This window comes from Methylobacterium sp. E-046 (genome assembly GCF_022829625.1).
Classification (GTDB): domain Bacteria; phylum Pseudomonadota; class Alphaproteobacteria; order Rhizobiales; family Beijerinckiaceae; genus Methylobacterium; species Methylobacterium longum.
Genome location: NZ_JAKSYP010000252.1, coordinates 159,738 through 185,929, shown reverse-complemented (window position 1 = coordinate 185,929; position 26,192 = coordinate 159,738). Strand labels below are relative to the sequence as shown.

Genomic DNA, 26,192 nt, shown 5'->3' with positions numbered 1-26,192 from the left:
GCCGCCGCGGCGGCGGCCGGCGCGCGGCCGAGCGGCGGACCGGGAATCCCCGCGCCCGGAGAGCGGGGGGACGGGACGAGGGGTGCGGCTGCGCCGAGCGCGGCGCACCCTGGACTCGCGTCGCGGGTGCGCCCTTTGCGGGTGCGCCCGTCGCGCCCGGCCCGGGCCCATGCCTGAGCATCGCAGCGGCGCGGAGGCGCGGGTGAACGCGGCGCCGAGCCCGTGGACCGACGCCCGCTCGGCCGCCCGCCTGCTCGCCGCAGACCCGCACGGGCTCCGCGGCGCCGTGGTGCGCGCGGCCCCCGGTCCAGTGCGCGAGCGCTGGCTCGATGACCTGCGGGGCGCGCTTCAGCCCGGCACGCCCTGGCGCCGGCTGCCGCCCGCCATCGGTGACGACGGCCTGCTCGGCGGCCTCGATCTCGCCGCGACCCTGGCGGCGGGCCGCCCCGTGGCGCGGGCCGGCCTGCTGGCGCAGGCGGATGGCGGGATCGTCGTGGTGCCCATGGCGGAACGCCTGCCCGCCGGCACCGCCTCCCGGCTCGCGGCCGCCCTCGACACCGGCACGGTGGCGGACCGGCCCGCCCGGTTCGGCCTGATCCTCCTCGACGAGGGCGAGGCGGACGAGACGGTCGCCGAGGCGCTGGCCGACCGTCTCGCCTTCCGGATCGACCTGAGCGGCGTCGGGAGTGACGCAGGGACTGACGCGGGGAGTGATGCGGGGAGTGACGTCGGGAGCGGCGACCCGGAGGCCGAGCCGTCCGCGGCCGGAGCCGACACCACCGCGGCGGAGCCCGATCCGGTCGGCAGTCTCTGCGCCCTGGCCGAGGCCTTCGGCGTGGCGTCCCTGCGCGCGCCGATCCTGGCCGCCCGCGTGGTGCGCGCCCTCGCGGCGGACGGGCCGGTCGGCCGGGACCACGTCACCGTGGCCGCGCGCCTCGTCCTGGCCCCGCGCGCCACGCGCCTGCCCCCGCGCGAACCCGATTCCCCCGAAGCCGCGGCGCCGCCCCGCGAGGACCCGCCCGCGGATCCGCCCCCGGAGGCGGACGTGGCCGATCCGGCCATTCCGGACGCGCCGGACGATGTCGTGCTGGAGGCGGTGCGGGCGGCGATCCCGCCCAACCTCCTCGATCAGCTCCTGTCCGGCCAGCAGCGCCTCGCCGCCGCGCGGGCCGGCCGCGTCGGGCAGGCCGCGGCCGCCCGCACCGGGCGTCCGGTGGGCAGCCGGCGGGGCGACCCGCGGCGGGAGCGTCTGGACCTGCTCGCGACCCTGCGGGCGGCAGCCCCCTGGCAGGCCGTGCGGCGCGCGGGGCAGACGACGCGGCCGATCGTGGTGCGGCGGGACGATCTGCGGATCCGGATCCTGCGGCAGCGGACGGAGACAACCACGGTGTTCTGCGTCGACGCCTCGGGCTCGGCTGCCCTGGAACGGCTCGCGGAGGCGAAGGGCGCGGTCGAGCTGCTGCTGGCCGAGGCGTATGTCCGGCGCGACCGGGTGGCCCTGGTGGCATTCCGCGGCGGCGGCGCCGAGTTGGTCCTGCCGCCAACCCGCTCCCTCACCCGCGCCAAGCGCGGGCTCTCGGGTTTGCCGGGGGGCGGGGGGACCCCGCTGGCGTCGGGCATCGACGCGGCGGTCGCGGTGGCCATCGGCGTGCGCCGGAGCGGCAGCCGGCCGGCGATCGTGCTGCTGACCGACGGGCGCGCCAACGTCGCCCGCTCGGGGGAGGGTGGCCGCGCCCGGGCCGGGGCGGAGGCCCTGCAGGCGGCCCGGGCCGTGCGGGCGGCCGAGCTGCCGGCCCTGGTGGTCGATACCGGCAGCCGGGGCGAGGAGGCCCGGGCGGTCGCGGACGCGATGGGCGCCCGCTACCTGAAGCTTCCGCGCGCCGAGGCCGGTCAGCTCAGCGCCGCGGTGCGGGCGGCTCTCTGAGATCCGGGACGGCGCTCCGGGAGCGCCGCGACGGGCTTCAGAGGTCGCCGCTGACGCCGAGATCGGCGAGGCGCTGGTGGTGGGCGAACCAGGCGTTCATCATGTCGCGGACGATGGCGCCGAAGCTCCAGCCGCCGGAAGCCGGGCTGGCGATGTTCTGGGTCGAGGAAGTGAAGAGGATCATGGCCTTCTCCAAAGTCGGGGGACGCGTCTTGTTCTTGTGCAAGACCGATATGCCCCTCCTGTTGCAGCGCAGCAATCCGGGCGGGGTCAGCGGTGGCATGCGGTTTCCGCATGGGATTCTTCAGCATTACGAAATACTTCCACCCTTGAACGATAGCGCCGCCCCCGGGCGCGGGCCGGCCGGCTTTGTTGCGGCGCAGGAGATCGCGACGTGCTGAAGCCGTTCGATCCGGACCGTCCCGACTGGGAGCGCGAGGGCCGGGACTGGCCGCATCGGGCCGCGAGCCGCTTCGTGGAGGCGGCGGGGCTACGCTGGCACGTCCAGGAATTCGGCTCGCCGGACGCACCGACGCTGCTGCTCCTGCACGGCACCGGGGCGGCGACGCATTCGTGGCGCGGTCTGGCGCCGCTGCTGGCCCGGGATTTCTTCGTCATCGCCCCGGACCTGCCGGGCCACGGCTTCACGGATCCGCTGGCCGATTCCGACCTGTCGCTGCCCGGCATGGCGCGGGCCGTCGCCGGCCTCGTGGCGGCGCTCGGCCGCCCGCCGGTGCTGGCGGCCGGCCATTCCGCCGGCGCCGCCGTGCTGGCGCGGATGTGCCTCGACGGCACCCTCGCGCCCCGCCTGCTCGCCGCCTTCAACGGGGCCCTGGCGCCGCTGCCGGGGGCGGCCAACCTGCTGTTTCCCAGCATGGCGCGGCTCCTGTTCCTGAACCCGTTCACCCCGAAGATCTTCGCCTGGACGGCGGACCGGTCCGCCGCCAAGCGGCTGATCGAGGGGACGGGCTCGCGCCTCGATCCGCAGGGGGTGGAACTCTACCGGCGGCTCTTCGCCCGGGCGGGCCACGTCCGCGGAGCCCTCGGCATGATGGCCAACTGGGATCTCGCCGGGCTCCACGGGGCGCTGCCGGGCCTCGCGACCCGCACCCTGCTGATCGTCGGGGGCGACGACCGGGCCATCCTGCCGGACACCGCCTTCACGGTGCGCGACCGGTTGCCCGACGCAAGGGTGGCGCTGATCCGCGGGCTCGGCCACCTCGCCCACGAGGAGGATCCGGAGCGGGTGGCGGCGGTGTTGTGCGAGGAGGCGCGTTCCGTCGGCATCTTGGCCTAGGTGGTCTGCCCGCGGTGGCGACCGCGTTGCCCCGCCCGGCAGGAGCGCGCGGCCGCCTCAGCCGGGCGGGCCGCGGGACTGGCGCCGGGCTTGCGTGGGCCGTAGAGGCTGCCGCGGAGCGTGGAATTCACGGCAGCGTCGGAACAGGAGCGATCAGGACGATGGCGAGACCCGTAATCGGCGTCATCGGGAACGCTCGTTTGATCGACAACCGGTTTCCAGCCCAGATCGTCGGCGAGAACAACATGCGCGCCGTGGCGGCCGTGGCGGGCGCCCTGCCGCTGATGGTCGCCTCCGACCCGGCGGTCACCGGCCTCGACGACCTCCTCGACACGGTGGACGGGATCCTGCTCACCGGCGGGCGCGCCAACGTCCACCCGGCCCGGTTCAACGCCGAGCCCTGCGCGGCGCACGAACCCTACGACGAGGCCCGCGACGCCCTGACCCTGCCGCTGGTCGCGGCCTGCGTGGCGCGGGGCGTGCCGCTGTTCGGCATCTGCCGCGGCCTCCAGGAGATGAACGTCGCCTTCGGCGGCAGCCTGCATCCGGAGATCCGCACGCTGCCCGGACGCCTGAACCACCGGATGCCGCGCCTGGAGAACGGCGAGATCCATCCGGACCTGGAGGTGATCTTCGCCGACCGGCACGAGGTCCGCCTGACGCCCGGCGGCGCCTTCGCCCGCCTGCTGGAGCGCGAGACGATCCGGGTGAATTCCCTGCACGGACAGGGCATCCTGGAGCCCGGAGCGCGGGTGGTGGTCGAGGGCGTCGCGGAGGACGGGACGATCGAGGCGATCCGGATCCGCGAGGCCGCGGGTTTCGCCCTGGGCGTGCAGTGGCACGCTGAGCACGACCCGATCACGAACCCGATCAACCGCGCCCTGTTCGAGGCCTTCGGGAGCGCGGTGGCGGCGCATCGCGACGCCCGGCCGGGTCGCCAAGGCTGATCCGCCGTTCTGCCGCATACGTCCCCGGCCTCGCAGTCGACGCGCCGGCCGCGGCAGCACAGAGTTTCGCGACGGCCAGCACTTCGCGTCGTCCCCGGCTTAACATATGTTTATTGTCTCGTATTGGACAGCGAAAGATCTTGCGGGCTAGGAGCGAGATCTTTCCGGACGGTCGGCTGATTTACCTTGTCCCCGGACGACCTGTCGCAGGTCGGAACGGCGCGGCGGTGCCCGGGTTGCCGGAGTCCCGCACGACGGCCGTCCCTCCCGGGACCGGCCTGTGCACGAGACGAGCACCGACCGCATGCAGCTTCCCCGCGACGACCGAGAGCACCCCAGTGCCGAGGCCTTCCGCGCCTTCATCCGGAACCCGCCCTTTCCCTGCGTGGGCGCCAAATCGGCGCTGTCACGCGGGCGCATGCGGATCGTTGTGGCGCGCGACATCACCTCGGGCTGGGACGACATGCGCATCTACCCGGCGCTGCTCGCCTTCGTGTCGCAGTACCGGACGCAGCCCGACCTGTTCCAGAGCTTCGCGGTGGTCTTCGAGGGGCCGGGCGATCTCTCGGAGGAGGCCTTCGAGCGGAACCTCTGGGCGCGGGCGCAATCCCTGACCGACAAGGACGCGTGGCTCGGTCAGCCCCACGACGCCCGGGTGGCGGACGACCCCGACAACCCCCACTTCTCCCTGAGCTTCGGCGGCGAGGCCTTCTTCGTGGTCGGCCTGCACCCGAACGCGAGCCGGCCGGCACGGCGCTTCGCCTCACCGGTCCTAGTCTTCAACCTGCACGCGCAGTTCGAGCGCTTGCGCGCGGAGGGCCGCTACGAGAAGCTGCGCGCCTCGATCCTGGAGCGGGACGAGGCCTTGGCCGGCAGCGTGAACCCGATGCTGGCGCGCCACGGCGAGACCTCGGAGGCCCGCCAGTACAGCGGCCGGGTGGTCGAGGCCGACTGGCGCTGCCCGCTGCAGGGCCGTCCGGCCCCCACGCCGGACGACTGGCACCCGCCGGCCCTTCCCCTCGATCACACCCTGCCGGGACACGGAGCCTGAGACGACCCATGACCCAAGCGGACGTGCAGCGGATCGAACCGCGCTCCGGCGTCGCCTTCACCCTCGACCGGGGGCAGCGCCTGACCGTGATAGACCCGCGCGGCGAGCAGGTGGCCGACCTCGTGGCCTACAACCGCCACGACACGGGCGAGGTGATCTCCTCCGGGCGGACCCTCGACTACGCGAGCAGGATCTACCTCACGACCGGCGACCCGCTCTACTCGAACCGCTCCAACGTGCTCCTGCGCATCGTCGAGGACACGGTGGGGCGGCACGACTTCCTGCTGACCCCGTGCTCGGCCGACACGTTCCGGATCATCTACGGCGACACCGACCCGCATCGCGGCTGCTTCGGCAACCTCGCCGCCGCGCTGTCCCCCTACGGCATCGCGCCGGACGCGATCCCGGTGGCGTTCAACTGCTTCATGAACGTGCCGATCGACGGCACGACCGGGGCGCTCACGGTGGAGCCGCCGCTCAGCCGGGCGGGCGACCGGATCGTGTTCGTGGCCGAGACCGACCTGATCGTCGGCCTGACCGCCTGCTCGGCCCTCCAGTCGAACAACGGCAGCTTCAAGCCGATCCACTACCGGATCGACGGCTAGCCGAGCCGATCGCCCTCCGGCGCAGGGTCGGACCACGGGGCGCGCGGCGATGCGCGGGGCCACCGCTTCGGTCGGTCGGCCGCGGGGATATCCCTGGATCATCCCCGGGCCTGGCCCAACGCGCAGCATCATCGCGAGGGGCGCGGCGCCGTCGGGATCTCAGGCGATCCCTTCGATCACCACCCGCAGGTGCTCCGGGCCGCGCAGGGCGGCGCCGGAGCGGTAGGGCGGCGGGTCCTCGATCAGGCGCGGGGCCTTCAGCCGGGCGGCGAGGGCGGTGAGCGCCGCCTCGGCCTCGAACCGGGCCAGCGGCGCGCCGACGCAGTAGTGCAGGCTCCCACCGAAGCCGAGATGCCGGATTCCGGTGCGGTCGGGGTCGAACCGGTCGGGATCCGGGAACACGGCCGCGTCGCGGTTGCCGGAGGCCAGGAGCAGCACGAGGTCGGCGCCCTCGGGAATCGTGACCCCCGCGATGTCGATGGGCGACAGCGTCCGCCGCGTCCGGAACTGCACCGGCGGCTCGTAGCGCAGGAGTTCCTCGATCAGCCGCGGGGCGCGGAGCGGGTCCTGCCGCAGGCGCTCCAGCTCGTCCGGGTGCCGCAGCAGGGTGAGCAGGCCGTTGGTGATCAGGTTCACGGTGGTCTCGTGGCCGGCGACCAGCATCAGGATCGAGGTGGCGATCAGGTCGTAATCGCCCATCTTCACGCCCGCCGGGGTGGCGTGGTTGGCCAGCCCCGAGAGCATGTCGTCCTGCGGATGCTTCCGCTTCTCCTTGATCAGGTCGCCCATGTAGCCGCCGATGGCGTCGAAGGTCCGGCTGTTCGCCGCGCGGATCTCGGGATCGGACAGGCTGTCGGGTTCGAGCGCCGTGGCGAGCTGCGTCGCCCAGCCGTGGAACTTCGGCTCGTCCTCCCGCGGCACGCCGAAGAGTTCGCAGATCACCGTGACGGGGAGCGGGTAGGCGAGGTCGTCGACGGCGTCGATCTCCCGGGCGCCGCACTTCTCGTTGAGCAGATCGGCCACCAGCCGGTCGGAGCGCGTGCGCATCGCCTGGACGCGCTCGCGGGAGAACTGGTGCATCACGGCCGAGCGCAGGGCGTCGTGATCCGGCGGGTCGCGGAAGATGAACACCCGGTGCCGGTCCATCATCCAGTCCTTGAGGGGCTTGACGATCAGGTCGGTCAACGGGTTGCCGGTGCGGGGCCGGTCGGCCGGGGGCAGGGTCTCGGAGCTGACCCGCGGGTCCTGCAGCAGGCTCGCGATGGTGCCGTGGGTCGACGCGACCCAGGTCCCCGCCTCGGTGCCGTCGTCCTGGCGCGAGACGGGATTCGCCCGCAGCTTCGCGTAGACCGGATAGGGGTTCGCGCGGTTGGCGAAATCCTTGACCTGGTCGAGGAGGGTGGCGTCGGGCATGCGGTTTCCTCAGGGAAAGCCCGGCGCGACCACTGCGACGCCCTTCGGCCGGTCGGTCGCGGTGCCGCGGGGCGGGAATGGTGCGCCGGCCGCGACCAGCTCGGCATGGGCCGGCAGCCAGCGGGCGGCATCCACCGACACGGCCGCGATGCAGCGTCCCGCGCGGCCGTAGAGGGCGACGAAGCGGCCGGCGGCCGGGTCCCCCTGCGTGATCGCCACCGCGTCGGCGCCCTGGGTCAGCCCGGCGGACTTCACCACCAGATCGCCCTGCGTCGACCAGAAGGTCGGTAGCGCGCCGTAGGTCCGCCCGGGGGCCGCCCCGGCGAGCAGCCGGCCCGCGTACAGGCCCTGCGCGACCGCGTGGCTCCAATGCTCCAGGGCCACCCGCTGGCCGTCGTAGAGCGGGTGGGGGAACCGCGCGACGTCGCCGGCCGCGGCGATGCACGGGTCGGGCCGTCCCGCCGCGTCGAGCACGTGGCCCTCCGCGTCGCAATCGACCCCGCCCGGATCCGCCGACAGGCCGGACCCGTCCAGCCACGCGGTGTTGCGCACGGCGCCCAGCGCGATGACGGCGACGTCCGCGTCGATCCGCGCGCCGTCGACGAGGTGGGCGCGAACCAGCCGCCCCTCCGCCCCCTCCAGCCACTCGACCTCGCGGCCGCAGCGCAGGTCGACGCCGTGGCCCTCGTGGATCGCCCCGATGAAGGCCCCGATCGTGCTGCCGAGGACGCGCGCCAGGAGCGTCGGGCCGGGCTCCACCAGGGTCACGGGCAGGCCGAGCTGCCGGCACAGGCTCGCGACCTCGCAGCCGATGAAGCCGCCGCCGATCACCAGCACGCGCTTCGGGCCCGCCGCCAACGCCCGACGCAGGGCAGCGGCATCGTCGCGCCCGCGGAGCGTGAAGACGCCCGCGAGCCGACCCTCGTGCGGGTTCGGCCAGGGGCGGGCGCGGGTGCCCGTGGCGATCAGCAGGCGGTCGTACGGGAGGGTGCCCCCGTCCGCCAGCCGGACCGTCCGGGATTCCCGGTCGAGGCCGGTCGCGGCGTTGCCGAGCTGCCAGTCCGCGTCGAGGCCGAGGCTGCCCGGCAGGGTGGTGGCGTCGGCCGGGATGGCGCCGGCCAGGACGTGTTTCGAGAGCGGCGGCCGATCGTAGGGGCGGCAGGGCTCATCGCCGACGATCGTCAGCGTGCCGGTGAACCCAGCCTCCCGCAGCGCCTCGGCCCCGCGCAGGGCCGCGAGACCTGCGCCCACGATGACGGCGCGCAAAGGGGTCTGCGCCATCAGGCGCCGCGCTCCGGATCCTCGACCCGGATCGCCTGGACCGGGCAGGCGACGCGCGCGCGCTCGATGTCGGCCCGATCCTCGGCGGCGGGAGCAGGATCGTAGAAGAGGGCCTCGTGGCCGTCGATGCGGAAGTGCCGTGGCGCCGAGTAGCAGCACTGGGCGTAGGCCTGGCACAGGTTGAGGTCGACGCTCACCCGCAGGCCGGGGCGGGAGCCGGAGGACGCATCGGCAGGAAGGGACATGGCGAGGCAACCGCGCCGGCGGCCGCGAGTTCCGCGGCGCCGATCCGGTTCATCATCGCAGGACAAGTCTTCAAATGGCCCCCGGTAAATCGAGCGGCGCGATTCCCCTCCGTCGCCGTTCGATCTATTGTTGCGTCGCCCCGCGGACCTGACAGATGCGCCGCGACCTCAGGAGGGCACCATGCCGCACGGTGCGCGAACGAATCTCGCAGCCCTCATGCTGATCCTCGGTCTCGGAGGCGCCTCCGCCGAGCCCGCGCAGGGGACGACCTGGACGGATCCGCCGACCCACAAGCCGGCCGCCGGCAAGCCCCCCGCCGACCGGAACGCCCCGGCTGCGGCCGCCACGACCCCTGCCGCAGCCAAGTCCGCAGCCACGTCCGCACCTACGCCCGCCGCCATCTCCCGGACCGCCCAGCCGGCCCCCGCGGAGCGCAGGGCGGCGCGCCGTGCGCCGGTGCGGCAGGCCGCGCACAAATCCCCGCCGACGTCCGCGCGGGCGACCAAGCGGTTGGCCGCGACGGCGCGCCCGGCCCGCGCCGCCGCGTCCGTCCGCGCGATCCGGGACCCGCAATTCGTCGCCGCCGCTCCGCCGCGCCCGCCCGCGGAGGCCTACGCGCGCTACCGCGCCTACGGGTACGGCCCGGGCTCCGGCTACATGCCCGGCTACATGCCCGGCTACACCGACGAGCGCCTCGACCGCCTGAGCAGCGCGCAGGCCGCCGGCTACCTCGTGGTGCGCCGCCGGACGGTGCAGTTCCCCGATGGCCGGACCCTGCGGGTCTACCGCCCCGACGACGGGGGCGAGCCGTACTGATCGGACGGTTCCGCGAAGATCGACCGCAGGGACGCACGCAGGACCTTCCCGGCCGGGTTGCGGGGCAGGAGCCCGTCCCAGACCACGATCCGCACCGGGACCTTGAAGGCTGCGAGCCGCTCGGCCGCGAAGGCGCGGATCGCCTCCGGGCTGGTCGCCGCCCCCTCCGCCAGCACCACGATGGCGCCGGGCTCCTCGCCCAGCGTCGGATGGGGGACCGGCAGCACCACGGCGTCGATCACGTCCGGATGGGCGTAGAGGGCGTTCTCGACCTCGCAGCAATAGATGTTCTCGCCGCCGCGGATCAGCATGTCCTTGATCCGGTCGACGATGGTCAGGAACCCCTCCGCGTCGGCGCGGGCGAGGTCGCCGGTGCGCAGCCAGCCCTCGGAGAAGACGTCCGCGGTGGCGTCCGGGTCGTTCCAGTAGCCGCGGACCACGTTGGGGCCCTTCACGCAGAGTTCGCCGACCGCGCCGGGCGGCAGCGCCTCCCCGAGGGGATCGACGATCCGCACCTCGCAGACCGGCAGGGGCGGCCCGCAGGAATCGGGGTGGGCGAGGTAATCCTCGCCCTGGTGATGGGTGAAGGTCGCCGAGGTCTCGGTCATGCCCCAGCCGGTGCCGGGGACGACCCGCGGCAGAACCGCGCCCAGGGTCCGGACGAGGTCGCCGGCCGCGGGCGCGCCGCCGTACGTGATCGCGTCGAGACTCGGCAGCGGCCGCCCGGCCTCCCGGGCCGCCGTGGCGAGCTGCCACGCGATGGTCGGCACGCCGCCCGCGCTGGTGCAGCCCTCCGCCTCGATCAGGTCGAGGGCCGCGCTCGCGTCCCAGCGATGCATCATCACCAGCCTGTGTCCGCCGTAGAGCGCGGCGCCCAGGCTCGCGTGGCAGCCGGTGACGTGGAACAGGGGGATCACCAGCAGCGCGACCCGCTGCGGCGCGGACGGATCGGGCTTCGGCGGGCTCTCGCCCCGGCGGAGGTATGTGCGGGCCGCCGAGTAGGGATAGGCCATGACGGTGGTGGCGGCCGCCCGGTGGGTACCGACCGCGCCCTTCGGCTGGCCGGTGGTGCCCGAGGTGTAGAACAGGGTCGCGTCGTCCTCCGGACCGAGGGCGATGTCGGGCGGGGGCGCGTCGGGCAGACCGGCCCAGTCGGCCGGCGGGCCGACGAGGTCGGAGAGCGGGGTCGCCCGGGGATCGGGCTCCATCCGGGTGGTGAGGACCCGCTGCAGGGCCGGGCATTCGCCGAGGTGCGGAGCGATCCGGGTGAAGCGCTCGCCGTCGGCGATCAGCACCCGCGCCCCGGAATGCCGGAGCCCGTAGGCGAGTTCGGGCCCGGTCCACCACGCGTTGAGCGGCGTCGCGATCGCCCCGGCGAGGAGCGCGCCGAAATAGCTCACCGGCCATTCGGGCAGGTTGCGCATCGCGATGGCGACGCGGTCGCCCTTCTCGATCCCGGCGGCCGTGAGCGCCCGCGCCAGCGCGGTCGCCGCGCGGGAAAAGCCCGTGAAGGTGACGCGCTCGTCGCGGTAGACCACGAAGGTCCTGTCCCCGTGGCCCTGGGCGATCCGGAACAGGTCGCGCAGGGTCGGCGGGGCCTTCACCCAGATCCGGGTCGGCACGCCGCGGATCGGCGTGGTCGCGATCTCGAAGTGCGAGCCCGGGGCGGTGAGCCGCGCCTCCGCGTCGCGGAAGGGCAGGGCCGGCCAGCCGGCGGGGATGCGGGAATCGGCGCTCATCGGGCGATGGTCACGCCGCCGTCGACGACGAGGGCCTGTCCGGTGACGAACCGGCCGGCCGGGGAGGCCAGGAACACGGCCGCGCCGGCGATCTCGTCGGGCTCGCCGATCCGGCGCAGAGGCGCGGCGTCCGTGGTGGCGGCCAGCATCTCGGGATCCTCCCACAGGGCGCGGGCGAAATCGGTGCGGATCAGCCCCGGGCAGAGGCAGTTCACGCGCACGTTGGCCGGACCGTACTCCACCGCGTAGTTGCGGGCGAGCTGGAGGTCGGCGGCCTTCGAGACGTTGTAGGCGCCGATCACCGGCGAACCCTTCAGCGCCCCGATCGAGGAGACGATGACGATCGCGCCGTCCCGCCGCGCGATCATGCCGGGGGCGACCTTCTGGATCAGCCAGTGGTTCGACAGGACGTTGTTGTCCAGGATCTTCCGGAACTGGGCGTCCGAGATCTCGGCGAGCGGCCCGTAATAGGGATTGCTCGCGGCGTTGCAGACCAGGACGTCCACGGGACCGAGCCGGTTCTCGGTCTCGGCGACGAGCTCCTCCAGCTCTGCCTTCACCGAGATGCTCGCCGGGATCGCCACGGCCCGGCCGGCCCCGTGCGCGGCCTCGATCTCGGCCACGACCGCCGCGCAGGCCTCGCGCTTGCGCGAGGAGATCACCACCCGGGCGCCGTGCTCGGCCATCCGCAGGGCGATCGCCCGCCCGATGCCGCGGGAGGAGCCGGTGATCAGCGCGACCTTGCCGGTCAGATCGAACAGGGACATGGCACAGCTCTGCTCCGGATGGTGCGGCGCAGGGCCTCCACCCTCATTCCAAGACCTTCGATCGGTGCGCGTCGGCCGGTCAGGGTCGCGACGCACCCCCGCTCCCGTCCGGGCGAGGGTTGGCGTGCGGGGTGCGCGCCGCCCGGACAGACCCGATCCCCCACGCTGTCCCGCTCCCCCACGGGAGAGGGGACCCGCGCCCCACGAAACGGCCGACCGGATCGCCCGAAGCCGCCCATCCTCACGAGTCCGGCTCCGCCCGCATCGCCCGGCGCAGGCGCGCCATGCCGGCGAGCCAGCGCTCGGGATCCCCGGCCCGGCGGCGGGCATACGCCGCCACCTGCGGGTGCGGCAGGATCAGGAAGCGCCCCGATGCCAGCCCGTCGAGGGCGGCCTCGGCCACGGCCCCGGGCGGCAGCACGCCGTCGCGGGCGGCCGCGCTGGCCGCCCCCAGCATGGCGGTGTCGACGCCCTGCGGGCACAGGGCGGCGACCCGGATGCCGTCCTCGGCATGCGCGATGGCGAGATGCTCCAGGAAGGCCAGCGCCGCGTGCTTGGTGGCCGAGTAGGTGGCGCTGCCGATCTGGCTGAGTAGCCCGGCCGCCGAGACGGTGCCCAGGAACGCGCCCCCGCCCCGTTGGCGCCAGAGCGGGACCAGAACCCGCGCCGCGTGGACATGGCCCATCACGTTCACCGCCCAGGACCGCGCCCAGCTCTCCGGATCGGCGGAGGTGGCGAGATCCGGATCGGGATCGCGCTCCAGGATGCCGGCGTTGGAGCAATAGAGGGCGACCGGGCCGATCTCGGCCTCGATCCGCGCCAGGATTGCGACGACCGCCGCGGCGTCGCCCACGTCGAGCGCGAAGGCCTGGCCGCCGAGCCCGGCCGCCACGGCCTCCACCCCGGCCGCGTCCTGGTCGAGGGCTACGATCGTCGCGCCGCGGGCCTTGGCCGCGACCGCGAGCGCCCGGCCGATCCCCCGTGCGGCCCCCGTGACGGCGACGACGCGGCCGGCGAGATCCATGCCGGGATCCACGCCGAGGTCCACGCCGCGATCCACGTCAGGCCCCCGCCCGCTCGGCGAAGCCCCAGGCCGCGGCGGCGAGTTTCGGCACCCGCGCCGCCATGGCGGAGGCGTGCTCGCTCGCGGCGTTGCCGGCCTTGGCGCGGGCGGCCACACCCTGGAGGATGCCGACCAGCCGGAACAGGTTGTAGGCGAAGTACCAGTCGAGGTCGGGCAGGCTCGTCCGGTCCGCCGCCCGGCAGTAGAGCGCCACCGCCTCGTCCCGGGTGGGGATGCCGAGCGCCTGCAGGTCGAGGCCGCGCAGCCCGCTGCGCCCGTCGGCGGGCAGTTCCCACTGCATCAGCAGGTAGCTGAAATCGGCCAGCGGATCGCCGAGCGTCGACAATTCCCAGTCGAGGACCGCGCTGACGCCGCCGTCGCGGGAGAAGATCAGGTTGTCGAGGCGGTAGTCGCCGTGGACCACGCAGGCGCCCTGCTGCTCGGGCACGGTGCGGGGCAGCCACGCGATCAGCCGCTCGACATCCTCCAGGCGCCCGTCCTCGGCGGCGCGGTACTGGCGGGTCCAGCGGTCGACCTGCCGGGCGAAGTAGTTGCCGGGCCGGCCGTAATCGGCGAGCCCGGCCGCCTCCGGATCGATCGCGTGGAGGCGCGCCAGCGTGGCGATCATGCCGGCGTAGTGCCGGTGGCGGACATGGGGGTCGAGGCCCGGCAGCGCCCCGTCCCAGTGCACGGCGCCGCCCACCGCCTCCATCACGTAGAAGGCCGCGCCGATGACGTCCGGATCCTCGCAGAGCGCGAAGGGGCGGGGCACCGGAAAGCCCTCGCCGTAGAGGGCGCCGATCACCCGGAACTCGCGCTCCACCGCGTGGGCGGAGGGCAGGAGCGGGCCGAAGGGCTTCCGGCGCAGCACGTAGGCCTGGGCGGGGGTGTCGAGCCGGTAGGTCGGGTTCGACTGGCCGCCGCGGAACTGCTGCACGGTGAGCGGGCCCGAGAAGCCGCGCACGTGCTCCGTCATCCAGGCGGAGAGCCGCGCCTCGTCGATCCGGTGGCGCGGCTCGACCGGCTTCACGCCCGAGAAGACATCGGCGTCGCTCATGCGCGCTCCGGCTCCTCGGCGCCCGGACGGGCATTGGTGTAGCGCCCGAATTCCAGCCGGGCGATCGAGCGGTTGTGGACCTCGTCGGGCCCGTCGGCGAGCCGCAGGGTGCGGATATGGGCGTACATCCTGGCGAGCCCGAAATCCTCCGACACGCCGGCCCCGCCATGGGCCTGGATGGCGTCGTCGATGACCTTCAGCGCCACCCGGGGCGCCGCGACCTTGATCATGGCGATCTCGAGCTTGGCGCCCTTGGCGCCGACCTTGTCCATCATGTCGGCCGCCTTCAGGCAGAGGAGGCGGGTCATCTCGATGTCGATCCGCGCCTCCGCGACTCGCTGCTCCCAGACCGACTGCTCGGAGATCCGCTTGCCGAAGGCGACCCGGGACACGAGCCGGCGCGCCATGGCCTCCAGCGCCACCTCGGCGGCCCCGATCGTGCGCATGCAATGGTGGATGCGGCCGGGCCCCAGCCGCCCCTGCGCGATCTCGAAGCCGCGCCCCTCGCCGAGGATCAGGTTCTCGGCGGGCACGCGGACGTTCTCCAGCACCACCTCGCCGTGGCCCTTGGGGGCGTCCTCGTAGCCGAAGACCGGGAGCAGCCGCTCCACCCGCACGCCGGCCGTGTCCATGGGTACCAGGATCTGCGATTGCTGCTTGTGCCGCGGCGCCTCGGGGTCGGTCTTGCCCATCAGGATCGCGATCCGGCAGCGCGGATCGCCGACGCCGGTCGACCACCACTTGCGGCCGTCGATGACGTAGTGGTCGCCGTCCCGGCGGATCGACGTGGCGATGTTGGTGGCGTCCGAGGAGGCGACCTCCGGCTCGGTCATCAGGAAGGCCGAGCGGATCTCGCCCGCCATCAGGGGCTTCAGCCACCGGTCCTTCTGGGCTGCGGTGCCGTAGCGGTGCAGCACCTCCATGTTGCCGGTGTCGGGCGCCGCGCAGTTGAAGCATTCCGAGGCGATCCCGACCCGGCCCATCGCCTCGGCGCAGAGGGCGTAGTCGAGGTTGGTCAGGCCGGCGCCGCGATACGCATCCGTGTCGTGCCCGGGGGAGGGCGGCAGGAACAGGTTCCACAGGCCCTCGGCCCGGGCCCTCTCCTTGAGGCGCTCCATCGTGGGGGCGGGCGCACGGCTCGCGGCGCGCTCCGCCGCCACCGCGGCGGCCGCCGGCACGATCGCGTCGGCGATGAAGGCGCGCACGCGCCCGAGCCAGTGGGTCTGGGACTGGGAGAGGTTGAAGTCCACGGCGTCCGCTCCCTAGGGTATTGTCTGCCGGGCGAGCGCGCCAAGCTTGCACGAGCCGGTGACCCACCTTCCGACGGCCCCGCGCCGCGGCGCAACGGCCCCCCACGCCCGCGCGGGAGGGGGTTGGGCTGCGGGCTGCGCGCGGTCCGGAAAGGCCCGGTCGCTCACCCTGTCCCCCCTCCCGCCCGGGAGAGGGAACCCGCGCGCCGTCCCGACCTGCACGCGCAAGCCGCGACGGACCGGAATCATCCGGCCCTCACAGATAGGCCGATCCCATCTCGCTGGCGAAGCGCTGCGGCGGTCCCTCCCAGACGATCCGCGCCTGTTCCAGCACGTAGACCCGGTCGGCGTGCGGGAGCGCGAAGGTGACGTTCTGCTCGCCGAGCAGCACCGTGATGGGCGTCGTCTGGCGCAGCTTCTCCAGGGCTTTCGACAGCAGTTCCAGGATCACCGGGGCGAGGCCGAGCGTCGGCTCGTCGAGGATCAGGAGGCGGGGGCGCATCATCAGCGCCCGGGCGATGGTCAGCATCTGCTGCTCGCCCCCCGACAGGGTGCGGGCGGTCTGGCCCTCGCGGGCCTTCAGGATCGGGAACAGCTCGTAGAGCCAGTCGCGCTGCTTGGCGCTCTCGGCCTTCGGGAAATGCTGGCCGCCGAGGTCGAGGTTCTCGCGCACGCTGAGGTCGCCGAACAGCTCGCGGGTCTCGGGCACCTGGACGATGCCGGCGCGCGCGATGGCGGCGGGCTTCATCCGGGAGAGATCCTGACCGTCGAACCGGATCGTACCGGTATGCGGGACGAGGCCCGAGATGGCGTTGAACAGCGTCGTCTTGCCGGCGCCGTTCAGACCCACCACCGAGACGAACTCGCCCTCGTGGACGTGGATCGCGGCGCTGCGCAGGGCCTGCGCCTTGCCGTAGAGCACGTCGACATTCTCGACGGTGAGCAGCGAATCGGGTTTGAACGCCGCCTCGGGCCGGGCCGCCGTCTCGATGCTGCCGCCGAGATAGACCCGGCGCACGGTGGGGTCGGCCATCACGGATTCGGCCGAGCCCTCGGCGATCCGCTCGCCGAGATACATGGCGAAGACCCGATCCACGATGGCCGCGACGCTCTTCACGTTGTGATCGACGAGGAGCACGGCCTTGCCCTCGTCGCGAAACCCCTGGATCAGCTCGGAGAAGGCCGAGACCTCGCCGCCGGTCAGCCCGGCGAAGGGCTCGTCCACCAGCACCACCCGGGGATCGCGGGCGATGGCCTTGGCGAGCTCCAGACGGCGCAGATCCGCGAAGGGCAGGGTGCCGGGGCGCCGGTCGACGACGGCGCCGAGGCCGACGCGCTCGGCGATTTCCTTGGCGCGCCGCGCCACGTGCGGATCCGCGGCCAATCGGATCAGGCTGTCGGGCAGGAGCGCGAGGCTGATATTCTCCAGCACGGTCTGCCGCTGGAGCGGGCGGGCGTGCTGGAACACGAGGCCGATCCCGGAGCGCGCCACCCGGTGAGCCGGCATCCCGCCGATCTCGGTGCCGTCGAGGCGGATCGAGCCGGCGCTGGGGCGCTCCAGCCCCATGATCAGCTTCATCACGGTGGACTTGCCCGACCCGTTCGGGCCGATCAGGCCGAGGATCTCCCCGGGCCGCAGGTCGAGGTCGATGTCCTTGACGGCGACGAGGCCGCCGTAGCGCTTGGTCAGGCCGCGCACGGTCAGGCAGGGCTCGGCCGCGACCGGCGCTGCGGCCAGCGCGGGCGTGGGCCTCACGGCGACGGTCATCGGGCGCTCCTGAGGGAGGCGAGGCCGAGCAGCCCCGAAGGCACGAACAGGATCACGAGGAGCGCCACCGCCGAGACCACGAAGGTCGACAGGCCGCCGAGCGGGCGCAGCAGCTCGCCCGCCGCGATCAGGAACACGGCGCCGAGCGCCGCGCCCACGATGGTGCGCCGGCCGCCGAGCACCGCCGCGATGATCACCTGCACGCCCACCGACGTGTTGATCAGCGTGCCGACCGAGGCGGTGCCCATGTAGAAGACCACCAGCCCGCCCGCGAGGCCCGAGAAGGCGGCGCTAATCGCGAAGGCCGCGAGCTTGTGCTTGGCGACGTTGAAGCCGAGCGCCCCGGTCACCACCGGATCCTGGCCGGCGGCCTGGAGGATCAGCCCCGCGGGGGAGCGGGCGATGGCCGTGAGGATCAGGCCGGAGACCGCCATGAAGCCCAGCGCCAGCCAGTAGTTGGTGTCGGCGTCGATGGAGATGACGTCCGGCACGGTCAGGCCGATCTCGCCGCCGGTGAGGCCGGAGAAGACCACGATCATGTTCTGCAGGAGCAGGACCGCCACCAGGGTGATCAGCCCGAAATAGGGGCCGCGGACCTTCAGGGCCGGCAGCGCCAGGGCGAGGCCGCCGACCACGGCGAGCACCGTCCCGACCGCCAGGCAGTAGGGGATCGGCAGCTCGTAGCGGTTGTTGAGGATGCCGGCGCCGTAGGCCCCGAGCCCGATCAGGAAGGTCGGGCCGAAATTCACCTCGCCGGCGAAGCCGAAGAGCAGGTCCCAGGCCATCGAGAACACGCCGAAATAGTAGGCGATGGTCAGGAGGCCGAGGATGTAGCCGGACACCCACCAGGGCAGGGTGGCGGCGGCCAGGACGGCGAGGATCGCGATCCAGAAGCCGGGGGTGGTGAGGAGCTTCATGGATGAGCCAGACCAGGGTCGACCATTACGATTCCGAGTGCCCGAAGCGGTACGGACAAGGGGCGGGTCCGCGCTCCCGGGCGGGAGAGGGGGCTCGTCGCGCGACCGGCGGACACGGGGATGCCGGACCCGCACATCACCGTCGCCCCAGCAGGCCCTGCGGGCGCAGGTACATGACGGCGACCAGCAGCAGCAGGGCCGGGATCACCCGGTAGGCCGGCGAGACCAGGTAGGCGGTGGCGGTCTCGAGGTAGCCGACCACGTAGGCGGCGATCAGCGAGCCGGTGACGCTGCCCAGCCCCCCCAGCACCACGATCGAGAAGGCGCTCGCCGTGAGGGGCCCCACGGAATACGACGACACCCCGAGGAACATCCCGAGCAGCACCCCGGCGATGCCGGCGAGCAGGCCGTAGATCGCCCAGACCGCCACGTAGATCTTGCCCATGTCGTGGCCGAGCAGCGTCACGCCGCGCGGGTTCATGGAGGCGGCGAGCAGGACCTTGCCGGCCCGCGCCCGGTTCACGAACAGCCAGAGCAGGGCGATCACCACCCAGCAGATCACCGCGGTGAACAGCTCGTTCTTGGGCGTGCGCACCCCGGCGATCTCGACCACGCCCTCGACGATCGGCAGCACGGTCTTGGGATTGTCGGTGAAGAAGTAGGCCACCAGCTCCTGGATCATGATCCCCCAGAGCAGGGTGCCGGTGAGGACGAAGATCTCCTTCTCCTCCCGCGGGATCGCCCGGCTGCGCTCGATCGGCGCGACCACCGCGAAGTAGGTGACGAGGGCGCCCGCGAGCCCGCAGAGGATGCCGATCGCCGCGCCCGCGTAGGAGCCGAGCCCGAACAGCGCGGAGGCCGCCCAGGCCGCCACCGCGGCCATGACCATCAGGGCGCCGTGGGTCAGGTTGAGGACGCCCGAGACGCCGAAGATCAGGGTGAAGCCCATCGCGCCGAGCGCGTAGAGGGCCGAGATGGCGAAGCCATCGACGAGGATCTGGAGGCCGATCACCGCGCTCTCCCGCCCCGGCCTACTGCACCACCGCCTTCACCGCAGGGGGCAGGATCATGGCCCCGTTGGCGGTCGCCGCCGGCCAGATCGCCACCTGCTTGCCGTTCTGCCACTGCCCGAGGACGCTGGTCATCAGGCCGGGCCCGTACTGGATCGAGTGGGTGAACGGGTCGTCCTTGCCGTAGAACTTGAGATGCCCGACCGTGCCGACGTAGTCGGTCTTCTCCAGGGCATCGACGAGCTTGTCGGCCTCCGTGGAGCCCGCCCGCCGGATCGCCTCCGCGGTGTAGTACGTGGCGTCGTACGCCATGTACCCCGCGTAGGACGGCGCCCCGCCGAAGCGCTTGGTGAAGGCCTCGGCGAAGGGGATCGTCTTCTCGGTGAGCGCCACGCCCGGCAGCGCCACGCTGTCGAACAGCACGCCCTGCGTGCCGCCGTTGGTGTTGGCCCAGAAGGTCGAGGAGGTCGCCTGGCCGCTGATGCCGGTCATGGCGATCGGGACCTGCTGGTTCTGCCACTGAACGGTCGGCTGCACGCCGACATGGGCGATGCCGGTGACGATCAGGTCCGGCTTGGCCGCCTCGATCTTGTTGTAGATCGGCGTGAAGTCGCCCGTGTCCGGCGAGAAGCGGACGTGCTCCACCACCTTGAGCCCGGATTTCGGCAGACATTCCTGGTAGGCGGCGTCGAGCGGCCGGGTCCAGGCCGCGTCCTCGCTCATGATCGCCGCCGTCTTGGCCTTGAGCTTCTCGACCAGCACCTCCTTGGCCGAGTCGCAGACCGCCTGCGCCAGGGCGTGCGAGGTCAGGTAGCCGTGGAAGGTGTACTTGTTGCGCGCGTAATCCTTGTGGACCGCGACGCTGATCTCGTTCGAGGCCGCGCCCGGCGTGATCATCGGCGTCTTGAGCCGGGCCGCCCAGGGCATCAGCGCCAGCACGACCTCCGAGATGTAGCTGGCGATGACGAAGTTGACCTTGTCCTCGGAGACCGCCCGCTGGAAGGCCCGGACCGCGTCGGAGGCGGAGGACTTGTCGTCGTAGGTGACGACCTGGATCTGGCGCCCGTCGATGCCGCCCTGGGCGTTGATCTCGTCGGCGGCGAGCTGCACGGCCTGCGGGATCGAGGCCCCGGCCACGGACTGCGCCTCGGCGATCACGCCGATCTTGATCGGGTCGGCGGCGTGCGCCGGCCCCGCGAGCAGGGAAGCCGTCGCCAGCAGTGCGGGCAGCATGCGCCGGATCGGGACGCGCCGGGAGGCTGCGCGCGCGGGCTCGGACATCGGCGTTTCCTCTCGTCGTGCCCGCATTCTTTATTCGCAGGCTTGGGGGGACTGTAGCCGGGGCTCGACGGATCACAAGGGCCGGCCGGTCCGGGGCGGGTGACGTTTCCGGCGAGTCGTTGGCTGCGCGATTTCCGCCGCCGGGATTGTTGCGCCCCGGCAACCCGCACCGCGTTTCCGGCAACCGCCGGCGGCTCCGGGCCCGCGCGAGCGCCCCGTCCGCATCGGAGCCCAGCTTCGGCACAGCCAGATGGTGTCGCGTCCGTTCCCGACCGAGCCCGGCCGCAGGGCGCCGCGCAGCATCGGACGGGAGGGGCGCCATGCTCAGACGTACAACGACCGCCGCACTGGCGCTGACCGCCCCGTTCCTGGCCGTGACCGGCCAGGCGCACGCCGCCGCCGTGACCCAGCCCGGAGAGCAGGTCGGCCTCGCGCCGGGCCTGCCGCTGCCGGAGGGATTCTACGCCTTCGACACGTTCAGCTGGGGACGGGCCGACCGCCGCGACGCCGCCGAGGTGGGCGTCAACATCCTGTTCCTGATCTACGCGTCGCCACTCAAGATTCTTGGTGCGCGCGTCGAGCCGGTGGTCGCGTTCCCGTCGGTGTTCATCAACACCCACTTCCCCGCCCCGGTCCCCAACCGGGACGTCAGCACCTTCTACACGCCGTTCCTCGGCAACATCTTCGCGTGGAACCTCGGCGGCGGCCTCGGCGTGTCGTACATCGCGGGCGCCTACCTGCCGTACGGCGACCGCGGCTCGCTCGGGCTCGGCCTCCGGGGCACGCCGCTGCTGCCGCAATCCGCGTCGGCGACGCTGACCCAGCGCGTCGCCGCCACCTACGTGGGCGACGGCAGCCTCAACCTCTCGGCCATCCTCACCTACAACCGTCCCTTCGACGCGCATGGCCGGTTCGGCGGCACCGTCGGGACGGCGATCGGGCCGATCCCGGTGGCCGACCAGATCAACCTCGATCTCACCGCCACCAAGAAGTTCGGGAAGTTCGAGATCGGCGCCGTGGCGTACGGCTACACCGACCTGCCGGTGAACCGCCGCGACCGCCTGTTCAGCCGCTTCCAGCGGGACGGGTACATCGCGGCCGGCGGCCTCGTCGGCTACGATTTCGGGCGCGTGATCCTGCAGACCTTCGTGACGCGCGAGATCGTCGCGCGCGACACCCTCAACGCCGCCGGGCAGCGCCAGCACAACGAGGAGACCCGGGGCTGGTTTCGGGTGATCGTGCCCTTCCCGGTGGCGAGCGCGGCGGCGGCACCCGAGCCGCTGCTCCGCAAGGACTAGGCGCTCTCCGCCGAGGCGGGCTCCGGTTCGGCGCCCGGGACCCGGATCCGAGCCCGGGTGCGGCGCCACGGTACACGGGACCGAGGCGGCCGGTGGCGATCCTCCAGCCCTTCCCTCATCCGGGGGTGGCGGCGCGGAGCGCCGGCCTCGAAGGGGCGCTCCGGATGGCGCGGCGATCCCTGGATGACTCCTTCGACGCCCGCTGAAGCGGGCCCTTCATCATCATGGGTCGGACAGGATCACCCGATCACCGTGCATCGGGGCGCTGTCGCGCACCGGGATGCGGCCCGACCGGGCTCGGCCCCGAGATCCGCCGCGGGTTTCACGCGGGCCGCCCTGTCCGCATCGGGACTATCGAGCCCGGCCCCGCGGGCCTAGGTTCCCGGCAGATCCGCGACGCGCGGACCGGACGGCCTCGCAGAAGGGCGCGGACAGGTGAGGAACGCACGCATGGCCGCGCCCGGGACCATCCCGGGCCGCGGCCCCCGGCCCCGCCGGGGACGGACCCCATGAGCCTGCGCTGGACCCGGCGGCCCGAGGGCTCGACCTGGGGGGATTTCGGGCCCGACGACGAGCGCGGGCGCCTGAACCTGCTGACCCCCGAGAAGGTGCGGCAGGGCGTGGCCGAGGTGCGCGAAGGGCTCACCTTCTGCCTCAGCCTGCCGCTGGACCTGCCGGGCGGCAACGTCCTCAATCCGCGCCGCCACCCGCCGCAGATCACCCCGACCCGCCGCGCCAACGGCCGGCCGAACATGAACTTCCCGGTCTGCGAGGAGGTCGACGGCGCCACCGACGTGATCTGCGACGACCGGGCGCTGATCCACCTGCAATACTCGACGCAGTGGGATTCCCTCGCCCATGTCGGCTCGCTCTTCGACGCGGACGGCACCGGGGCGGGCCCCACCTTCTACAACGGCTTCCGGGGCGGGCACGACATCGTCGGGCCGGAGAGCGCCGCGGCGGCCGACCAGCCGTCCCGGGCGAAGCGGCTCGGCATCGAGCGCCTGGCCGAGACCGGCATGCAGGGCCGGGCCGTGATGATCGACCTGCGCGCCCATCTCGGCGACGCCAAGGTGAAGGTCGGCTACGACCAGCTCGCCCGGATCCTGGAGGCCGACGGCGTCGTGGTCGAGCCCGGCGACATGGTCTGCCTGCACACGGGCTTCGCCGAGCGGCTGATCGCCATGGGCGGCGCGCCGGACCCGACGCGGGTGCACAACCTCTGCGCGGGACTGGACGGCCGGGATCCACGGTTGCTGGACTGGATCACCCGCACCGGCCTGTGCGCGCTGATCGCCGACAACTACGCGGTGGAGGCCTACCCGGCCGGACCCGGCCCCGCCTGCTGCGCGACGCTGCCGCTCCACGAGCACTGCCTGTTCAAGCTCGGGGTCAATCTCGGCGAGCTCTGGCACCTGACGCCGCTGGCCGAGTGGCTGCGCGCCAACGGCCGCAGCCGCTTCCTGCTCACCGCTCCGCCCCTGCGCCTGCCGGGCGCGGTCGGCTCGCCGACGACCCCGATCGCCACGGTGTGAGGGAAGGGGAGCATGCCCGTTCGGTCCCATCGGCGCCCGCATCCTGAGGTGCCGACGCCCGGCGGACGCGTCGGAGGGGGGCTCCAGAAGCCGCCGGGCTGGCGGGGGGCCGCCGGCGAGGCTGCTGCGCGGCACCGCAGGATGAGGACGTGGGTGGGCTTCTCCGCCCGGCGAACGGAGGGCGGGCCATGAGCGAGATCGCGATCGTCGGCGGCGGGCTGATGGGGCACGGCATCGCCCTGGTGCTGGCGCTCCACGGGCATGCCGTGCGGATCACCGACACAAGCCCCGAGACCCGCGCCCGGGTGCCGACCCTCATGGCCTCGGCGCTCGCCACCCTGCGGGCGGCGGGGGCCGCGCCCGAAGGCTGGGATGCCGACCGGCTGGCCGGCGCCGTCCGGGTCGAGGCGGAGCTCGGCGCCGCGGTGGCCGGCGCGGGCCTCGTGATCGAGGCGATCACCGAGAACCCGGAGGCCAAGCGCGCGCTGTTCACGGAGCTCGACCGGCTCTGCGCGGCCGACGCGATCCTCGCCAGCAACACCAGCTACCTCGACGTCTTCCCGCTGATCCCCGAAGCGCGGCAGGCGCGGGCGCTGATCCTGCACTGGTACACGCCGCCCTACATCGTCGACCTCGTCGACGTGGTGCCGGGGCCCGGCACGGACCCGGCGGTGGTCGCCGCGATGGACGACCTCGTGCGCGGCCTGGGCCAGGTCCCGATCGTGCTGAAGCGCTTCATCCCCGGCTACGTCGCCAACCGCATCCAGCAGGCGATCAGCGCCGAGGTGTTCCGGCTCCTCGACGAGGGCGTCGCCGCGCCGAAGGACATCGACGACGCGATCATCCACGGGCTTTCCCTGCGCATCCCGATCCTCGGCCACCTCGCCAAGGCCGACTTCACCGGGCTGGAGCTGACGCAGCGGGCTTTGGCCAACGGCAGCTACGCGCCGCCGCCGCCGCGCACCCGCTCCGAAACCCTTGACGCCCTCTGCGCCGAGGGCCGGACCGGGGTGATGGCGGGCAGGGGCTATTTCGACTGGGGCGGCCGGGAACCCGCGGACCTGTTCCGCGAGCGCGACCGCAAGCTCCTGGCGCTCAAGGCGGCCATGGCCGGGATCGGCCGGATGGAGGGCACATGATCGGGGCGGATCTGTCGGGACGGCGCATCCTCGTCACCGGGGCCTCGTCGGGGATCGGGCTGGCGACGGTGGAGATCTTCGCCCGCAACGGCGCCGCGGTGGCGCTGAACCACCTGCCGGGGGACGCCCGCGGCCCCGACGAGGCCGCCCGGCTCGCCGGGGCGGGGCTCTCGGTGGTCGCGCTGCCCGGCGACGTGTCGGCGCCCGGCGCCGCCGAGGCGATGGTGGCGGCCGGGATCGAGCGGCTCGGCGGCCTCGACGTGCTGGTCAACAACGCCGGCACGTCGGGCACCACGACGCCCATCGCCTTCGAGGACCTCGACGCGATGACCGAGGAGTTCTGGGCCACGATCCTGGCGACGAACCTCCTCGGGCCGTTCCGCTGCGCCCGGGCCGCGTCCCCGACGCTGAAGGCGAGCCGGGGCGCCATCGTCAACACCGCCTCGGTGGCCGGGCTCGGCCGGCGCGGCTCGTCGGTGGCCTACTCGGCCAGCAAGGCCGGGCTGATCAACCTGACCCGCAGCCTCGCCCGGGCGCTGGCGCCCGACGTGCGGGTCAACGCGGTGGCGCCCGGCCTCGTCGCAACGCCCTGGACCGAGCCCTGGTCGGAGGAGCGCAAGGCCTCGACCGTGGGCCGCACCATGCTGGGCCGCATGGCCCGGCCGGAGGACATCGCCGAGACGATCTTCTTCCTCGCCGCGGGGGCGGCCTACATCACCGGCGAGACGATCACGGTCGACGGCGGGGCGATCTGACGCTTGGGGAACACACGGATGTCGAGCACCACCGTCATCACCTGCGCCCTCACGGGCTCCTTCGACACGCCGCGGAAGAACCCGGCGGTGCCGGTGAGCCCGCAGGCCATCGCGCAATCGGCCCTTGAGGCCGCCGCCGCCGGGGCGGCCGTGGTTCACATCCACGTCCGCGACCCCGAGACCGCCGCGCCCAGCATGGAACTCGCCCATTACCGCGAGGTGATGGAGCGGATCCGCGAGCGGAACGCGGATGTCATCCTCAACCTGACCACCGGGGCGGGGGGCCGGTTCGTGCCGGGCGACCCCGACCCGGCGGTCGCCGGCCCGGGTACGACCTTCGTGAATCCGGAGGCCCGCACCCGGCATGTCGGCGCGCTGCGCCCGGAGATCTGCACCCTCGACGTCGCCACGATGAATTTCGGCGAGCACCTGTTCCTCAACACCCCCGGCCACCTGCGGGCGATGGCGGGTCACATCCGCGACGCGGGGGTGAAGCCGGAGATCGAGGTGTTTGACCTCGGCCAGATCGAGCTGGCCCGGCACCTGATCGCCGAGGGGCACCTGGCGCGGCCGCCCCTGTTCCAGATCTGCCTCGGCATCCCCTGGGGGGCGCCGGCGACCCCGGAGGCCCTGGTGGCGATGCGGGCCCGGCTGCCGGAGGACGCGGTCTGGTCGGCCTTCGGCATCGGCCGGGCGGAGTTCCCGATCCTCGCGGTGGCGGCCGGCATGGGCGGCAACGTCCGGGTCGGGCTGGAGGACAACCTGTACCTGTCCCGCGGCACGCTCGCGCCGAGCAACGCCGCCCTGGTGGAGAAGGCCGTGAGCCTGCTGGCCCACATCGATCGCGAACCGGCCACGCCCGATCAGGCGCGGGCGATCTTCGGGCTGGCGCCGCGGGGATAGGTGGCCCGCGCGCCTGCCGCGCATCTCCCGATCCCCTGCGCGGGACAGGAAAACCCGCCCCTGACGGAACGCCCGCATCCTCACCCGCGCCGGTATCAGCCGCGATGCCCCGCGGATACTCTGCCTTCCG

General features: G+C 73.3%; 24 protein-coding genes. 11 read left to right on the top strand and 13 right to left on the bottom strand.

Features of this window, described 5'->3' with window-relative positions:
• The first annotated feature begins 169 nt into the window (after nt 1-169).
• Complete coding sequence (locus tag MKK82_RS28080; protein ID WP_243987507.1) at nt 170-1,924, top strand: magnesium chelatase subunit D; 1,755 nt, start codon at nt 170-172, stop codon at nt 1,922-1,924.
• 37 nt (nt 1,925-1,961) lie between these two features.
• Here the strand turns inward: MKK82_RS28080 and MKK82_RS28075 are convergent, their stop codons facing one another.
• Nucleotides 1,962-2,108 (bottom strand): hypothetical protein, encoded by a 147-nt coding sequence (locus MKK82_RS28075; RefSeq protein ID WP_238286086.1) that lies wholly within the window; start codon nt 2,106-2,108, stop codon nt 1,962-1,964.
• 210 nt (nt 2,109-2,318) lie between these two features.
• On the opposite strand from MKK82_RS28075, the gene bchO reads away from it, so the two are divergent.
• From bchO to MKK82_RS28055, 4 genes are all read left to right on the top strand, one after another.
• Nucleotides 2,319-3,221 carry an alpha/beta fold hydrolase BchO gene (bchO, locus tag MKK82_RS28070; protein ID WP_243987506.1) on the top strand — a complete coding sequence of 301 codons (903 nt, stop codon included), beginning with the start codon at nt 2,319-2,321 and terminating at the stop codon, nt 3,219-3,221.
• Nucleotides 3,222-3,382: 161 nt separating this feature from the next.
• Nucleotides 3,383-4,168, top strand: a complete 786-nt coding sequence (locus tag MKK82_RS28065) for a gamma-glutamyl-gamma-aminobutyrate hydrolase family protein (RefSeq protein ID WP_238286088.1) — start codon at nt 3,383-3,385, stop codon at nt 4,166-4,168.
• 304 nt (nt 4,169-4,472) lie between these two features.
• The gene (gntA, locus tag MKK82_RS28060; RefSeq protein ID WP_238286089.1) at nt 4,473-5,219 is read left to right on the top strand and encodes a guanitoxin biosynthesis heme-dependent pre-guanitoxin N-hydroxylase GntA; all 747 of its coding nucleotides are present in this window, start codon (nt 4,473-4,475) and stop codon (nt 5,217-5,219) included.
• A gap of 8 nt (nt 5,220-5,227) precedes the next feature.
• Nucleotides 5,228-5,824, top strand: a complete 597-nt coding sequence (locus MKK82_RS28055; protein WP_238286090.1) for a DUF1989 domain-containing protein — start codon at nt 5,228-5,230, stop codon at nt 5,822-5,824.
• Nucleotides 5,825-5,983: 159 nt separating this feature from the next.
• Here MKK82_RS28055 and MKK82_RS28050 read toward each other — a convergent pair whose 3' ends face one another.
• From MKK82_RS28050 to MKK82_RS28040, 3 genes are read right to left on the bottom strand one after another with little or no spacing between them, the layout of a single operon-like run.
• On the bottom strand, nt 5,984-7,237 hold the full coding sequence (locus tag MKK82_RS28050; RefSeq protein ID WP_243987505.1) for a cytochrome P450: 1,254 nt from the start codon (nt 7,235-7,237) through the stop codon (nt 5,984-5,986).
• A 9-nt stretch (nt 7,238-7,246) separates the two neighbouring features.
• Nucleotides 7,247-8,518, bottom strand: coding sequence for an NAD(P)/FAD-dependent oxidoreductase (locus MKK82_RS28045; protein ID WP_238286093.1), 1,272 nt, complete (start codon nt 8,516-8,518; stop codon nt 7,247-7,249).
• Complete coding sequence (locus MKK82_RS28040; RefSeq protein WP_243987503.1) at nt 8,518-8,763, bottom strand: ferredoxin; 246 nt, start codon at nt 8,761-8,763, stop codon at nt 8,518-8,520. Before MKK82_RS28040 ends, MKK82_RS28045 begins: the two co-directional genes overlap by 1 nt.
• Before the next feature lie 181 nt (nt 8,764-8,944).
• Here MKK82_RS28040 and MKK82_RS28035 point away from each other — a divergent pair, with 181 nt between their 5' ends.
• Nucleotides 8,945-9,580, top strand: a complete 636-nt coding sequence (locus MKK82_RS28035; protein WP_243987501.1) for a hypothetical protein — start codon at nt 8,945-8,947, stop codon at nt 9,578-9,580.
• On the opposite strand, the gene MKK82_RS28030 is transcribed toward MKK82_RS28035, so the two are convergent.
• The 9 genes from MKK82_RS28030 to MKK82_RS27990 form a co-directional block, all read right to left on the bottom strand.
• Nucleotides 9,547-11,319 carry a class I adenylate-forming enzyme family protein gene (locus MKK82_RS28030; protein WP_238286099.1) on the bottom strand — a complete coding sequence of 591 codons (1,773 nt, stop codon included), beginning with the start codon at nt 11,317-11,319 and terminating at the stop codon, nt 9,547-9,549. The genes MKK82_RS28035 and MKK82_RS28030 overlap by 34 nt on opposite strands.
• Nucleotides 11,316-12,086: an SDR family NAD(P)-dependent oxidoreductase gene (locus tag MKK82_RS28025; RefSeq protein ID WP_238286101.1), complete on the bottom strand. Its 771-nt coding sequence runs from the start codon at nt 12,084-12,086 to the stop codon at nt 11,316-11,318. Before MKK82_RS28025 ends, MKK82_RS28030 begins: the two co-directional genes overlap by 4 nt.
• Nucleotides 12,087-12,327: 241 nt before the next feature.
• On the bottom strand, nt 12,328-13,110 hold the full coding sequence (locus MKK82_RS28020) for an SDR family NAD(P)-dependent oxidoreductase (RefSeq protein ID WP_238286288.1): 783 nt from the start codon (nt 13,108-13,110) through the stop codon (nt 12,328-12,330).
• 37 nt (nt 13,111-13,147) lie between these two features.
• Complete coding sequence (locus MKK82_RS28015; RefSeq protein ID WP_238286103.1) at nt 13,148-14,206, bottom strand: phosphotransferase family protein; 1,059 nt, start codon at nt 14,204-14,206, stop codon at nt 13,148-13,150.
• Complete coding sequence (locus tag MKK82_RS28010) at nt 14,203-15,456, bottom strand: acyl-CoA dehydrogenase family protein (RefSeq protein ID WP_238286106.1); 1,254 nt, start codon at nt 15,454-15,456, stop codon at nt 14,203-14,205. Before MKK82_RS28010 ends, MKK82_RS28015 begins: the two co-directional genes overlap by 4 nt.
• Nucleotides 15,457-15,712: 256 nt before the next feature.
• On the bottom strand, nt 15,713-17,224 hold the full coding sequence (locus tag MKK82_RS28005) for an ATP-binding cassette domain-containing protein (protein WP_238286108.1): 1,512 nt from the start codon (nt 17,222-17,224) through the stop codon (nt 15,713-15,715).
• Complete coding sequence (locus MKK82_RS28000) at nt 17,221-18,141, bottom strand: branched-chain amino acid ABC transporter permease (protein WP_238286110.1); 921 nt, start codon at nt 18,139-18,141, stop codon at nt 17,221-17,223. The genes MKK82_RS28005 and MKK82_RS28000 overlap by 4 nt, the downstream gene beginning before the upstream one ends.
• 136 nt (nt 18,142-18,277) lie before the next feature.
• Entirely contained in the window at nt 18,278-19,153 is an 876-nt protein-coding gene (locus MKK82_RS27995) for a branched-chain amino acid ABC transporter permease (RefSeq protein WP_238286111.1), read from the bottom strand.
• 19 nt (nt 19,154-19,172) lie between these two features.
• Nucleotides 19,173-20,432, bottom strand: coding sequence for an ABC transporter substrate-binding protein (locus MKK82_RS27990; protein WP_243987500.1), 1,260 nt, complete (start codon nt 20,430-20,432; stop codon nt 19,173-19,175).
• Between the two features lie 320 nt (nt 20,433-20,752).
• On the opposite strand from MKK82_RS27990, the gene MKK82_RS27985 reads away from it, so the two are divergent.
• The 5 genes from MKK82_RS27985 to MKK82_RS27965 all read left to right on the top strand — a co-directional run bounded on the left by MKK82_RS27985 (nt 20,753) and on the right by MKK82_RS27965 (nt 26,062).
• On the top strand, nt 20,753-21,730 hold the full coding sequence (locus MKK82_RS27985; protein WP_243987499.1) for a transporter: 978 nt from the start codon (nt 20,753-20,755) through the stop codon (nt 21,728-21,730).
• Between the two features lie 509 nt (nt 21,731-22,239).
• Complete coding sequence (locus MKK82_RS27980) at nt 22,240-23,265, top strand: cyclase family protein (RefSeq protein WP_238286114.1); 1,026 nt, start codon at nt 22,240-22,242, stop codon at nt 23,263-23,265.
• 188 nt (nt 23,266-23,453) lie between these two features.
• A complete protein-coding gene (locus MKK82_RS27975) occupies nt 23,454-24,404 on the top strand; it encodes a 3-hydroxyacyl-CoA dehydrogenase family protein (RefSeq protein WP_238286115.1) in 951 nt (316 codons plus the stop codon).
• Nucleotides 24,401-25,159: an SDR family NAD(P)-dependent oxidoreductase gene (locus tag MKK82_RS27970; RefSeq protein WP_238286116.1), complete on the top strand. Its 759-nt coding sequence runs from the start codon at nt 24,401-24,403 to the stop codon at nt 25,157-25,159. The genes MKK82_RS27975 and MKK82_RS27970 overlap by 4 nt, the downstream gene beginning before the upstream one ends.
• Nucleotides 25,160-25,177: 18 nt before the next feature.
• Entirely contained in the window at nt 25,178-26,062 is an 885-nt protein-coding gene (locus MKK82_RS27965) for a 3-keto-5-aminohexanoate cleavage protein (RefSeq protein ID WP_238286117.1), read from the top strand.
• Nucleotides 26,063-26,192 lie beyond the last annotated feature (130 nt).